Annotated in this window: 12 protein-coding genes; 11 read left to right on the top strand and 1 reads right to left on the bottom strand. The window is 53.3% G+C overall.

The window, feature by feature from the left end; all coding sequences use genetic code 11:
* From CD000_RS14505 to cshA, 5 genes are all read left to right on the top strand, one after another.
* Positions 1-1,143: an MGDG synthase family glycosyltransferase gene (locus CD000_RS14505; RefSeq protein ID WP_096225927.1), complete on the top strand. Its 1,143-nt coding sequence runs from the start codon at positions 1-3 to the stop codon at positions 1,141-1,143.
* Between the two features lie 253 nt (positions 1,144-1,396).
* Positions 1,397-2,500: a D-alanine--D-alanine ligase gene (locus CD000_RS14500; RefSeq protein ID WP_096225926.1), complete on the top strand. Its 1,104-nt coding sequence runs from the start codon at positions 1,397-1,399 to the stop codon at positions 2,498-2,500.
* Positions 2,501-2,506: 6 nt separating this feature from the next.
* Complete coding sequence (locus CD000_RS14495) at positions 2,507-3,883, top strand: UDP-N-acetylmuramoyl-tripeptide--D-alanyl-D-alanine ligase (protein WP_096225925.1); 1,377 nt, start codon at positions 2,507-2,509, stop codon at positions 3,881-3,883.
* Between the two features lie 72 nt (positions 3,884-3,955).
* Positions 3,956-4,678 (top strand): alpha/beta hydrolase, encoded by a 723-nt coding sequence (locus CD000_RS14490; RefSeq protein ID WP_096225924.1) that lies wholly within the window; start codon positions 3,956-3,958, stop codon positions 4,676-4,678.
* Positions 4,679-4,739: 61 nt separating this feature from the next.
* Positions 4,740-6,143 carry a degradosome RNA helicase CshA gene (gene cshA / locus CD000_RS14485; RefSeq protein WP_096225923.1) on the top strand — a complete coding sequence of 468 codons (1,404 nt, stop codon included), beginning with the start codon at positions 4,740-4,742 and terminating at the stop codon, positions 6,141-6,143.
* 11 nt (positions 6,144-6,154) lie between these two features.
* Here cshA and CD000_RS14480 read toward each other — a convergent pair whose 3' ends face one another.
* Positions 6,155-6,772: a rhomboid family intramembrane serine protease gene (locus tag CD000_RS14480; protein ID WP_096225922.1), complete on the bottom strand. Its 618-nt coding sequence runs from the start codon at positions 6,770-6,772 to the stop codon at positions 6,155-6,157.
* Positions 6,773-6,885: 113 nt separating this feature from the next.
* Between CD000_RS14480 and acpS the strand changes: the two genes are divergently transcribed.
* The 6 genes from acpS (at position 6,886) to CD000_RS14450 (ending at position 13,031) form a co-directional block, all read left to right on the top strand.
* Positions 6,886-7,275 carry a holo-ACP synthase gene (acpS, locus tag CD000_RS14475; protein ID WP_096225921.1) on the top strand — a complete coding sequence of 130 codons (390 nt, stop codon included), beginning with the start codon at positions 6,886-6,888 and terminating at the stop codon, positions 7,273-7,275.
* Between the two features lie 79 nt (positions 7,276-7,354).
* Positions 7,355-8,368, top strand: coding sequence for a LolA family protein (locus CD000_RS14470; RefSeq protein WP_096225920.1), 1,014 nt, complete (start codon positions 7,355-7,357; stop codon positions 8,366-8,368).
* Positions 8,369-8,616: 248 nt separating this feature from the next.
* Positions 8,617-9,771 carry an alanine racemase gene (gene alr / locus CD000_RS14465; protein ID WP_011229741.1) on the top strand — a complete coding sequence of 385 codons (1,155 nt, stop codon included), beginning with the start codon at positions 8,617-8,619 and terminating at the stop codon, positions 9,769-9,771.
* Between the two features lie 126 nt (positions 9,772-9,897).
* Entirely contained in the window at positions 9,898-10,179 is a 282-nt protein-coding gene (locus CD000_RS14460) for a CopG family ribbon-helix-helix protein (protein WP_011229742.1), read from the top strand.
* Between the two features lie 4 nt (positions 10,180-10,183).
* Positions 10,184-10,534, top strand: a complete 351-nt coding sequence (gene ndoA, locus CD000_RS14455) for a type II toxin-antitoxin system endoribonuclease NdoA (RefSeq protein ID WP_096225919.1) — start codon at positions 10,184-10,186, stop codon at positions 10,532-10,534.
* A 331-nt stretch (positions 10,535-10,865) separates the two neighbouring features.
* Entirely contained in the window at positions 10,866-13,031 is a 2,166-nt protein-coding gene (locus tag CD000_RS14450) for a Tex family protein (protein ID WP_014194685.1), read from the top strand.
* The last annotated feature ends 2 nt before the right edge of the window (positions 13,032-13,033 follow it).

Here is a 13,033-nt window from a genome sequence, read left to right as displayed (position 1 = left end):
ATGATGAAAGTATTGTTTTTGCCGCTGTTTCAAATGAATACGGGACACCATAAAGTAGCCGATACGTTGATGGATTTTTTGCGCCGCCAGTTTCCGGCGGTCGAAAGCAAAAAGATCGATTTTTTGAGCTATTGCAATGAACTGATGGAAAAAATGGTGTCAGAGGCCTACTTGCGCTGGATTCGCTCGCATCCTGCTTCGTACCACCGTGTGTACAAAACGCTGATGTACCAAGAGCCGCCTCGGTTTGAGTTCATTTCGTTTGAGCCATGGCTGCCTTATTTTGAAAGTAAAATGAAAAAGATGGTGGAAGAAGAACGGCCGGATTTAATCGTCTGCACCCATTCGTTTCCGTCACGCATTTTGCAGCGGCTGAAGCGAAAACGGGTGCTGACGGTTCCAGTTGTCAATGTCTACACCGACTTTTTTATGAACAGCATCTGGGGGAAACGGTTTATTGACTATCATTTTGTTCCCCATCAAGAGGCGAAATGGGAGCTGATCACGAAGTACGGGGTTGACAAAGGACGCATCATCGTCACTGGCATCCCAGTGCACGATGTGTTTATGAATCGGTCGGAAGCGAGACGCAAGCGGCAGCCTGCTCATGTGCTTGTCGCCGGTGGAAACCAAGGGCTTGGCAATATGCTGGCGTTTTTGCGGGCGGCCCGCACGTCAACGTTGTTCCGCTATTCGGTGCTGTGCGGCGCCAATCGCCAGCTGTACGAGGAAATCGCCAGCTGGCAGCTGCCTCATATCCGGCCGCTTCCATACATCGCTGACCTGGAAGAGATGAATCGGCTGTATGAAGAGGCGGATGCCGTCATTACGAAACCAGGCGGGGTGACGGTCAGCGAGTTGCTTCATAAGCGCATTCCGATTTTTACGATCGATTGCTTGCCTGGGCAGGAGCGCATCAATTTGCAATATTTACAGCAAAATGGTCTCATTTATCATTTGGTCGGGCCAGAAAGCGGCGAGCAGCACATGCTTCGCTTGTTGATGGATGACGTGGAGAAAAACCGGTTTTTCCGCCGTGTGTCCGATTATTTTGCCGGCGTGGAAAAAACGGGGCAAGAAGCGCTCGCCGAAGTGGTAGCGGCCATGCCGCAACGCATGGCTTGGCGCGTGTTGCATCCGTAGCGACAGAAGGTGTCCCAAAACGGTCGGGGCACCTTTTCTTATTCCTGTATATACGTGTAAAACAAATGCTGGAAAACGATATGTTGTGCTTTGTTGAAAGAAGAATCACCTTTTTAGACACCCTCACTTTTTTGTTCCTAATCGCTTATGGGGGGTGGCGAAACAACCTGCATCGTACATATAAAATATCAGACCGTTGGGCGCGAAACGTGTTACAATAGGAACGATGGCCAAGGAAAGAGGAGGAACGATGATGAAAACGAAAGTTGGCGTGTTATACGGCGGCAAATCACCGGAGCACCAAGTATCGTTGTCGACGGCGATGGCGGTGATGAACGCCATTGATCCTCATAAATTCGATGTCGTTCCGATTTATATTACACCGGAAGGTCAATGGATCAAGGGCGAACAGTTGACCGGACCGATCGAGGAAATCAAGCAGCTGCAATTCACTTCGGCGGCGACCGCCTTGATTCCGGTTTCCTTGAACCAAGTTCCGGCTGCCGATTCGGCTGCGGGAGGAAACGAGGAAACGATCGATGTCATTTTCCCGCTTTTGCATGGGCCGAACGGCGAAGACGGAACGGTGCAAGGGTTGCTTGAGATATTGAACATTCCGTATGTCGGCAACGGGGTGCTTGCTTCCGCGGTCGGTATGGATAAGGTGATGATGAAAAACTTGTTTGCGCAGGCCGGGTTGCGCCAAGCAAAATATATCGCCGTGACGAAGTACGATTGGCAAAAAAGAGGCGAGACGGTGTATGACCGGATCGAACGAGAGCTTGGCTACCCGTGCTTTGTCAAGCCAGCCAACGCCGGTTCGAGCGTCGGCATTTCCAAATGCAAGCAGCGCGGCGATTTAAAAGCCGCATTTATCGAGGCATTTCAGTATGACCGAAAAATTATTATTGAAGAGGCGATTGTCGGCCGCGAAATTGAAATCGGCGTGATCGGAAATGATGAGCCGATTTGTTCGGTCGTTGGCGAAATTGTTCCCAAAAAGGAATTTTACGACTATGAAGCGAAATACGAAGACGGGCAAACCGAATTGATCATCCCAGCGGACGTAACGAAAGAACAGTATGAGACGATCAAACAAATGGCCATTACGGCGTTTCAGGCGCTGGATTTGTCTGGACTTGCGCGCGTCGATTTTTTCCTCGCCGAAGATGGCGCTGTTTATATCAACGAAGTGAACACGATGCCAGGCTTTACGCCATACAGCATGTTCCCGCTTCTTTGGCAGCACAGCGGTGTGCCGTACCCGGAGCTGATTGAACGGCTTATCGCGCTCGCATTGGAACGACATCAAGAAAAGCAGACGATCACGTACACGTTCAAAAAAGAAAAGAGGTGAGAGCCGATGATCAAACGGACAGTGCGGCAAATCGCCGAAATGGCTGACGGACAGTGTTTAAAGCCGGAATGGGAGAATATGGTCGTAAGCGGTGTGTCAACCGACACAAGGACGATCCAAGCCGGCAACTTGTACGTTCCGTTGCGCGGTGCGACCTTTAACGGCCACGATTTCGTGCAAGAAGCGGTGCAAAAAGGAGCCGCCGCCGTACTGTGGGCGGAAAGGGAAGGAACGCCGCCGGAAGGTGTGCCAGTGGTCGTTGTGGATGATACGCTTTTGGCATTGCAGCGGCTCGCCGCCCGCTACCGCGAGCAGCTTGGAATGAAGGTGATCGGCGTCACTGGCAGCAACGGCAAAACGACGACGAAAGATATGATTGCCGCGCTGCTTTCAACCCACTATCGAGTGCAAAAGACCGAAGGGAACTTGAACAATCACATCGGCGTGCCGCTGACGCTTCTTTCGCTTGACGAAGGGACGGAGATGGCCGTTGTCGAAATGGGGATGAGCGGGTTTGGCGAAATCGAGCGGCTGACCATGATCGCCCGTCCGGACGCAGCGGTCATCACGAATATCGGAGAAGCACACTTGCAGGAGCTCGGGTCGCGGGAAGGCATCGCCAAGGCGAAGTTGGAAATTTTGGCGGGTTTGCACCATGATGGTTTATTCGTCTACCACGGCGATGAGCCGCTCTTGACGGAGCGCGTGCCGAAGTTGCCGCTTCCCCGCCATGTCGTGACGTTCGGGGCGGGCGAACAGAACGATTACTATCCGACCGATGTGCGCATTGAAGCGGGAGGAACATCGTTTGTCATCAATGCGCTCCCCGGCCGGACGCTGTTTATGCCGGTATTAGGCAAGCATCATGTGTACAACGCGCTCGCCGCCATTGCGGTCGCCCGCTTTTTCGGCATCGATTGGAAAGGCATTGATGCGTCTCTCTCCCGCCTGCAAGTGACGCGCATGCGTACGGAAGTCGTCAAGACGAAATATGGTTTTACCGTCATTAATGACGCCTACAATGCTAGCCCGACATCGATGCGCGCCGCCTTGACGCTGCTTGGGGAATTAGGCGGCTACCGGCAAAAAATCGCCGTATTGGGCGATATGTTGGAGCTTGGTGACGAAGAAGTGGCGTTTCATCGAGAGATCGGGGAGGTGCTGCGGCCGGGAATGGTGGACTATGTGTTCACTTACGGGCCGCTTTCGCACCATATCGCCGCGGCGGCCGCCCCATTTTTTGATGATGGACGGGTGAGGGAGTTCGACGATAAAGCAGCGTTGGCCGAGGCCGTGCGTTCCGTCGCGACTTCGGATGACATTGTTTTATTGAAAGCATCGCGCGGCATGAAATTGGAAGAACTGCTCCGCTATTGGGTGTAAAATCAGGCCAACCGCGAAAAACTAAAAGCGGCGTCACAGGCGCCGCTTTTCATTCGGGCGGGGGTGGAAATGATGATCGGCTGTTTATGTATTCACGGGTTTACGGGAAGTCCAGAAGAAGTGGCGCCGCTGGCCGATTATTTGCGAGAGCGGACCGATTGGATGATCGAAACGCCGACCTTGCCGGGCCACGGAAGCGAACTGCGGTTGAAAGGAATTACATACGACCAATGGATCGCAGCGGCGGAACAAGCGTTTTTAGAGCTCCATCACCGTTGCAGTGTGGTGTATGTCATTGGGTTTTCAATGGGTGGAGTGATCGCCGTCTACTTGGCGGAAAAATACCCGGTCGCCAAACTCGTGCTGCTAAGCGCTGCGTTTTACTATGTCAACCCGCGCCAATTATGGCGCGACATCCGCGAGATGTTTGCCAATGGATGGAAAGGAGCGCGGGAGCACCCGCTGTTTCTCCGCTATCGAAACAAAATGATGGCGACGCCGTTTTCAGCTGTCAGGGAGTTTCGCAAACTCGTTCGCGATGTGCGTCCCCGACTTCCGCGCGTCGCGGCACCCGCGCTCATTGTGCAAGGAAAAAAAGATGGGATCGTGCCGCTAAAAAGCGCCTATTATTTATATGAGCAGATTGGATCGGCGGAAAAAAAGCTGTTGCTTTTGCCCAATTCGTTCCATCATGTTTGTCATAGTATCGATCGGCACGTTCTGTTTGCTGAGGTGGAAACATTTTTGCGCGCTGCCCATGCCCATCATTGCAAATCACCGCATAACATGGTATGATAACTGTCAAACCTTTCTCACGAATCAGGGACGATTTTGAATTTAAGGAGTTTGGATAACATTGACGACATTCCAAGAACTAGGATTAAGCCAAGAAGTGATGAAAGCTGTCGAGCGGATGGGATTTGAAGAAACGACCCCGATTCAGGCAAAAACGATCCCGCTCAGCCTGCAAAACAAAGATGTCATTGGCCAAGCGCAAACCGGAACTGGGAAAACGGCGGCGTTTGGTATTCCGATTGTGGAAAAAGTGGACGTAAAAAACGGCGCCGTTCAAGCGCTCGTTGTCGCGCCGACGCGGGAGCTCGCCATTCAAGTGTCGGAAGAGCTGTATAAAATCGGCGCGGTGAAGCGGGTGCGCGTCCTTCCGATTTATGGAGGGCAAGATATTGAACGGCAAATCCGCGCTTTGAAAAAACATCCGCACGTGATCGTCGGCACGCCGGGCCGTATTATCGACCATATCAACCGCGGGACGCTCCGCCTTGAGCATGTGCATACGGTCGTTCTCGATGAGGCGGATGAAATGCTCAATATGGGCTTTATCGAAGATATTGAGGCGATTTTAAGCCATGTGCCGGCCGAGCGGCAGACGTTGCTGTTCTCGGCGACGATGCCGGATCCGATTCGCCGCATTGCCGAGCGCTTCATGAACGAGCCGGAACTTGTCAAAGTGAAGGCAAAGGAAATGACCGTGCCGAACATTCAACAGTACTACTTAGAAGTGCACGAGAAAAAGAAATTTGACATTTTGACGCGGCTTCTTGATATTCAGGCGCCGGAGCTCGCGATCGTGTTCGGCCGCACGAAGCGTCGTGTCGATGAGCTGGCAGAGGCGCTCAACTTGCGAGGCTATGCAGCGGAAGGCATTCATGGCGATTTAAGCCAAGCGAAACGGCTGTCGGTGCTGCGCAAGTTTAAGGAAGGTGCGATTGAAATTTTAGTGGCGACGGATGTTGCGGCGCGCGGCTTGGATATTTCCGGCGTAACGCACGTGTACAACTTTGATATTCCGCAAGACCCGGAAAGCTATGTCCACCGGATTGGGCGCACCGGGCGCGCCGGCAAGACAGGGGTGGCGATGACGTTTGTCACTCCAAGGGAGATCGGCCAGCTTCACCATATTGAGCGGACGACGAAGCGGAAAATGGAGCGGATGAAGCCGCCGACACTTGATGAGGCGCTCGAAGGCCAACAGCGTATCGCTATCGAAAAGCTTCTCAACGTCGTGGAGACCGAAAACCTGTCATTTTACAAACGGGCAGCGGAAGAATTGCTTGAAGAGCACGATTCGGTAACGATTGTCGCTGCCTGCTTGAAAATGTTGACGCGCGAGCCGGATACGACGCCGGTGCAATTGACGGAAGAGCCGCCTTTAGCGGTCAAGCGGGAGAAAAAACGGGGCGGCCGCCCGGACGGCTCAGCCCGCAGCCGGACGAAGAAACGGCGAATTACGGCGCATTAAGCGCCGTTTTTTCATAGCCGAGGCATGTAAAACGACGGCCGCTTGGGGCGGATGGACAAAAAGGGGGCAAGCAGGCCGCCGACGGCGAAGCCAAATAGATGGGCCAATAAATTCCCATGTGGTGTCATGATGCCAATCAGCAAATGAACCGCCATGACCGAAAGCAGCAGCTGGGCGTGGCGGGGGGCGACTAAGTCGCGGCGGAATAGGGCGAGGTAGCTGTACATGCCAAACAAGGCGAAAATGGCGCCCGACGCCCCGACATGGGTGTACAGCGGCGGCAGAAGGAATAAAGTGGCGACATTGGCGCCGATTCCGCCTCCGATATACAGAAACAAAAACTTTCTTTTCCCAAGTACGCGCTCCAGCCAGGGGCCAAACAGCCATAAGGACAAACTGTTGGCGGCCATATGGTGGAAATCGCGATGCAGCACGATTGGGCTGACAAGCCGCCAGCACTCTCCATGGCGGATCGCGCCGTTCGTCCCGACGGCGTATTGCCAAATGGGTTCAAGCGCTGTCAAGGGAAGAGAAAACAACAGCCATGCGGCGATATGGACCAATAATAAGGCGGCAACGACGGGATAAAGGCGGACAAATGAGCGGACATCGCTTGCATGTTGAAACATGGGTTGGTCTCCCTTCTTCGCGGAAATGGGGCGTTTTTTATAAGCCATCTTATGCGGGTCTCTCATAAAAAATTTGTCCGACCATCAGGGCGGATAGGATAGGTGAGGAAGCAGTGATCGTCGGCATTGGCATTGATATTGTAGAGTTGGAACGGATCCGCTCCCTTCTTGAGCGGAGCCGCAAATTTCCAGAGCGAATTTTGACGCCGCGTGAAAAAGCGCAGTTTGGCGAGTTGCCGCCCGCAAGACAGGCAGAGTTTCTCGCCGGGCGATTTGCGGCTAAAGAAGCGTACGCCAAAGCGCTCGGAACGGGGATCGGGCGGCATCTATCGTTTCAAGACATCGAGATCGTTTCCGATGAGCACGGAAAGCCGAGCATTGCTGCCCGCCGCGATGGCGAGACGGTTCATCTGTCCATTTCCCATAGCCGCGATTACGCCGTCGCCCAAGTCGTCATTGAGCGCCTTGGACCGATGATGCCGGCTGATGCTTGCCATGGCTAGTCTGCATATTCCCGAAAGTTGTCTCATATATTGTAGTGCATGGGTAGAAATCGATATATGAGGCAAAGGGGTTGAAGTGATGGGCAGAAACGTGCTGATGGCGTTGGTCGGCATCATTTTTCTGTTTGCTTTGGCTGGCTGCGGGTCGAAATCGCAGGAAGAGGTGCTGAAGGCGCTTGATGAAAAGGTCGATGAGATGACGGGTTATCAGGCTGAGGCGAAAATGACGTTCCGCACCGGTGAGAAGCCGCAAGTGTATCATGTTGAAGTGTGGCACAAGCAGCCGTCCTACTACCGCGTCAGCTTGAAAAACGCCGACAAAGGACAAAGCCAAATGATTTTGCGCAATGACGAAGGGGTGTTCGTCTTCACGCCGGCGCTCAACAAAACCTTCAAGTTTGTGAGCGATTGGCCGAAAAACAGCAGCCAAGCGTATTTGTACGAATCGCTCGTCAAAGACATTTTGAGCGATTCGAAGGCGAAGTTTAAGGCGACGGACGATTACTATGTGTTTGAGACGAAAACGAACTACCCGAACAGCGAAGTCATTCCAACCCAAGAGATTACGCTGCGCAAAAAAGATTTGGCGCCCGTCTCGGTCAAAGTGATGGATACGGACCGGAAAGCGCTGTTGACGGTCGAGTTTTCCAACGTCGAGTTTAACAAAAAGTTTGATGATGACGCGTTTGATACAAAGAAAAACATGACTGGCGCCCGTCTTGAGGTGCCAACGATGGCCGAAGGAAAAGAGCAAGTGATGGCCGTCATGTACCCGAGTCAGCTTCCGAAAGGGGTTCAAGCGCTCGAGGAAAAAGAAGTGAAAGGTGAAAACGGCACGCGCGTCATTATGACATTCGGCGGCAAAAAATCGTTTACGCTCGTGCAAGAAAAAGCGGATGTGCTTCCGGCGACAAGCATGCCAGTTCTTGTCAACGGCGACCCGGTTGATTTAGGATTCACCATTGGCGCCCTCACCGACCGAACGTTGACATGGTGGTACAATGGGGCGGAGTTTACGCTCGCCTCGGACGATTTGACGCCGGAAGAAATGGTGATGGTCGCCAGCTCAGTGCAAGAAAAATCGGCAAAATGACAGTGCGGTTTTGCAAACAGGCGGCTTTCCGCGTTGAAGCGGAGAAGCTGCTTTTTGTTTTTGTGCAGAAGCAGTGAAGGCAGGACAGTGGACGAATCGTTGCGATCTCCAATGTTTTCCGCCGTTTTTCTCATTTTTCCGCCGCTCATCCTATTCCTTCTTCCCTAGGAACATGGTAAACTAAAAAAGGAATCCAATCGATTCAAGCGCTTTCAAACTGGCTATGACTAGAAAGGCAGCGAGAGAGGATGGACGAGTTTCACCGCGATACGTGGGTGGAAATTGATTTGGACGCCATTTACGACAACGTCGCGAATTTGCGCCGCTTTTTGCCGGAGGGTACGCAAATTATGGCCGTTGTCAAGGCGAACGCCTACGGGCACGGCGATGCCCAAGTGGCGGCAACGGCGCTCGAAGCGGGCGCTTCCCGTTTGGCCGTCGCCTTTTTGGACGAGGCGCTTGCCTTACGAAAAAAAGGCATCGATGCCCCGATTTTAGTGCTTGGGGCGTCTCGTCCCGAGGATGTGGCGTTGGCCGCCGAACACCGCATCGCCTTAACCGTGTTTCGCTCTGATTGGCTCGAGAAGGCGTCATCGCTGTATAACGGTTCGACCCCGATTCATTTCCATTTAAAGATGGACACGGGAATGGGACGGCTTGGGGTTAAAGACGAAGAGGAGACAAAGCGAATAGCGGCCTTGATCGATCGCCATCCGCCCTTTGTGCTTGAAGGGGTGTATACGCATTTTGCGACCGCTGATGAAGTGAATACGGATTACTTTTCTTATCAATACGCCCGCTTTTTGCATATGCTTGACTGGCTGCCGTCGCGGCCGCCGCTCGTTCATTGCGCCAACAGCGCGGCGGCCCTTCGTTTTTCCGATCGAGCGTTCAACATGGTTCGCTTTGGCATTTCGATGTACGGGCTCGCCCCATCGCCGGACATCAAGCCGCTCCTCCCATACGAATTGAAAGAGGCGTTTTCGCTCCATAGCCGCCTTGTACACGTCAAAAAACTGCAACCAGGCGAAAAGGTGAGCTACGGTGCGACGTACACCGCGCAGACGGAAGAGTGGATCGGCACGATTCCAATCGGTTATGCGGACGGCTGGCTACGCCGCCTGCAGCACTTTCATGTGCTTGTTGGCGGGCAGCGGGCGCCGATCGTCGGCCGTATCTGCATGGATCAATGCATGATCCGCCTGCCGGAGCCGCTGCCTGTCGGGACGAAGGTGACATTAATTGGCCGCCAAGGGGACGAAGTCATTTCCATCGATGATGTCGCCCGCCATTTGGGCACAATCAATTATGAAGTGCCGTGCACGATCGGCTACCGGGTGCCCCGTATTTTTTTCCGAAATAAGCGTATAATGGAAGTGAGAAACGCCGTTGGTCGCGGATGAAGCGATGCATAATCTGCTTCGGAAGACAAAGGATAGAAAATGGAGAAATGACTTTGCAGCGCCGTTGTTTAATGGTATCATGAAGTGGAAGCAATCAATGGCTGCAGTTCGTGGAGGTGTATATTTGTGTCGGAATCTGGCGCAACAGCGGAAATCGTCGTTCGTTTGCCGCAGTCGCTGCTGACAGAACTGGACGTGCTCGTAAAGCAGGAAAACGGCAACCGCAATGAACTCATTTATCAAGCGACGAAAATGTACATTCGCGAGCGGAAGAAACGGCAAATTCGCGAGGCGATGAGACGAGGCTACATGGAAATGGCGAAAATCAATTTATCTATCGCTTCTGAAGCGTTTCATGCTGAATACGAGGCCGACCACACCGTTGAACGCTTAGTTAGCGGGGGGTAATGCTTTGATTGTCAAACGTGGCGACGTGTATTTTGCGGACCTTTCCCCGGTTGTTGGCTCGGAGCAGGGCGGCGTGCGCCCCGTGTTGGTGATCCAAAACGATATCGGCAATCGTTTTAGCCCGACGGTGATTGTCGCGGCGATTACGGCGCAAATCCAAAAAGCGAAGCTGCCGACGCATGTCGAGATTGACGCGAAACGCTGCGGGTTTGAACGCGATTCGGTCATTTTGCTTGAGCAAATTCGCACGATCGACAAGCAACGGCTGACCGATAAAATCACTCATTTGGACGATGAAATGATGGATAAAGTCGATGAGGCGCTGCAAATTAGCTTAGGGCTGATCGACTTTTGATAGAGCGAAAAACCTTTGCTTTTGGCATAACAGCGAACAGGAGAAACGGCGTTTTCGGTTGCCAACGGGCGGCCGAGCGGATGGGGAAAGCGGCGTTGACGTGCGGCATCGGTCTTGATTATCGAGTGTTCACGTTGGTGAGACGGGCAGATCGGCCTTTCCGGAACGGTCTGTCCTTCCATTTTCATCTATGTATACTGTTTCACAAAGCAGCTGCGTACAGGTAGCGCTTTTTTTATTATCCTAAACCGATTCATCCCCCACTTCCACCTCGAAGCGTTAGCGTAGGTGGGAGAGCGTTCAAGTCCCATATCATTAAGGAGGGAATCGCTTGGCTAACGAACAGCGGCTCATTGAAGTCATTGCCGCCGAGCAGCAGCTGGCAGCAAAGCAAGTCGAAAACGTCATTGCGCTCCATCGAGAAGGAAACACGATCCCGTTTATCGCCCGCTACCGGAAAGAAATGACTGGGGCGCTCGATGAAGTGCAAATTCGTGAAGTGCTTGAGAGATGGGAGTATTTGCAGCATTTAGAGCAACGGAAAGAGGAAGTGATTCGCCTCATTGATGAGCAAGGGAAGTTGACGGGAGAGTTAAAGCGCGACATTCTTGAGGCCACGAAGTTGCAACAAGTCGAAGATTTATACCGCCCATATCGGCAAAAGCGGCGCACGAAAGCAACAATCGCAAAAGAGAGAGGGCTTGAACCCCTTGCCGAATGGCTCCTTTCGTGTCCACCGGCCCCAACTCCGGAACAACAGGCCGAAATGTTCGTCAACGAAGATAAAGGAGTCGCAACCGTTGAAGAGGCGCTTCAAGGTGCGAAAGATATCATCGCCGAAAAAGTGGCAGATGACGCTGCTCTTCGTCAATGGGTGCGCGACGAGACGCGGCGGAAAGGAACGATTGCTTCGGTTGCCAAAGCGCCGGAAAAGGACGAAAAGAGTGTGTACGAAATGTACTACGACTACGAGGAACCCCTCGCTAAAATCGTTCCGCACCGCGTGTTGGCGTTAAACCGCGGTGAAAAGGAAGAGGTGCTGCGCGTCTCGATCAAGGCGCCTGTTGAGGACATCATTCGCTATTTGCGGCGAAAAACAGTCGCTGATGAATCGTCCCCGGCCGCTCCCATCGTGGCAGAAGCGATCGAGGACGGATACAAGCGGCTGATGGAGCCTGCCATTGAACGCGACATCCGCAACGAGTTGACGGAGAAAGCGGAGGAGCGGGCCATCCATATTTTCGCTGAAAACTTGCGCAAACTGCTTCTCCAGCCGCCGCTCAAAGGAAAAACGGTGCTCGGCATCGACCCAGCCTATCGGACTGGGTGCAAGCTCGCCGTTGTCGACGAAACGGGGAAACTGCTTCGCATTGATGTGATCTATCCGCATCCGCCGCAAGAGCGAAAAGAAGAGGCGCGCGCGAAACTTCTTCGCCTGCTTGATGACTATCACGTTGATATGATCGCGATTGGCAACGGAACAGCATCTCGGGAAACCGAACAGTTTGTCGCCGACACGCTGAAGCATGTGCAACGCGATATCTTTTATTTGATTGTCAATGAAGCAGGAGCGAGCGTCTACTCTGCTTCCGACCTTGCACGCGCTGAGTTTCCCGACCTGCAAGTCGAAGAGCGGAGCGCCGTCTCGATCGCCCGCCGCGTCCAAGACCCGCTCGCCGAGCTTGTCAAAATCGATCCAAAATCGGTCGGCGTCGGCCAATACCAGCACGATGTGTCGCAAAAAAAGCTTGCCGAGTCGCTTCGTTTCGTCGTCGAGACGGTCGTCAATCAAGTCGGTGTCAACGTCAACACTGCCTCCGTCTCCCTGCTTCAGTACGTGTCCGGGCTCACGAAAACCGTTGCAGAAAACATCGTCAAGCGTCGCGAAGAGCAAGGGAAATTCCGCAACCGCGAAGAGCTGAAAACGATTCCTCGGCTCGGAGCGAAAACGTACGAGCAGTGCATCGGTTTTTTGCGCATCGTTGATGGCGACGAACCGCTTGACCGCACGCCGATTCACCCCGAGCGGTACGCGGAAGTGAAGCAACTGTTGCGTAAGTTAGGATTTACGACCGCCGCCATTGGCAGTGATGAACTGCGCCAGGCGCTGCAAGCCATCGAGGTCGAAATGGTGGCTGCCGAGCTCGGCATCGGAGAACTGACGTTGCGCGACATCATTGACGCGTTATGCCGCCCAGAGCGCGACCCGCGCGACGAGCTGCCCAAGCCGCTATTACGCAAAGATGTGTTGAAGATGGAAGATTTGAAGCCAGGCATGGAGCTGGAAGGAACCGTGCGCAACGTCGTTGACTTCGGCGCCTTTGTCGACATTGGGGTCAAACAGGACGGGCTCGTGCACATTTCCAAACTAAGCAAACAATACGTGCGCCATCCACTCGATGTCGTTTCGGTCGGCGACGTCGTCAAAGTATGGGTCGAGCATGTCGATGTGGCGAAGGGAAGAATATCGCTGTCGATGGTGCCGCCGAAAGAGTGAAA

Origin of the sequence: Geobacillus sp. FJAT-46040, assembly GCF_002335725.1 — a bacterium.
In the GTDB taxonomy this organism is placed as follows: Bacteria; Bacillota; Bacilli; order Bacillales; family Anoxybacillaceae; genus Geobacillus; species Geobacillus thermoleovorans.
This window is presented reverse-complemented; position numbering and strand designations above follow the sequence as displayed.

Excerpts from the sequence above, each read along its gene's own strand:
- CD000_RS14505 (WP_096225927.1), top strand. The coding sequence starts at position 1 with ATGATGAAAGTATTGTTTTTGCCGCTGTTTCAAATGAATACGGGACAC.
- CD000_RS14500 (WP_096225926.1), top strand. The coding sequence starts at position 1,397 with ATGAAAACGAAAGTTGGCGTGTTATACGGCGGCAAATCACCGGAGCAC.
- CD000_RS14495 (WP_096225925.1), top strand. The coding sequence starts at position 2,507 with ATGATCAAACGGACAGTGCGGCAAATCGCCGAAATGGCTGACGGACAG.
- CD000_RS14490 (WP_096225924.1), top strand. The coding sequence starts at position 3,956 with ATGATCGGCTGTTTATGTATTCACGGGTTTACGGGAAGTCCAGAAGAA.
- CD000_RS14480 (WP_096225922.1), bottom strand. The coding sequence starts at position 6,772 with ATGTTTCAACATGCAAGCGATGTCCGCTCATTTGTCCGCCTTTATCCC.
- CD000_RS14470 (WP_096225920.1), top strand. The coding sequence starts at position 7,355 with ATGGGCAGAAACGTGCTGATGGCGTTGGTCGGCATCATTTTTCTGTTT.
- alr (WP_011229741.1), top strand. The coding sequence starts at position 8,617 with ATGGACGAGTTTCACCGCGATACGTGGGTGGAAATTGATTTGGACGCC.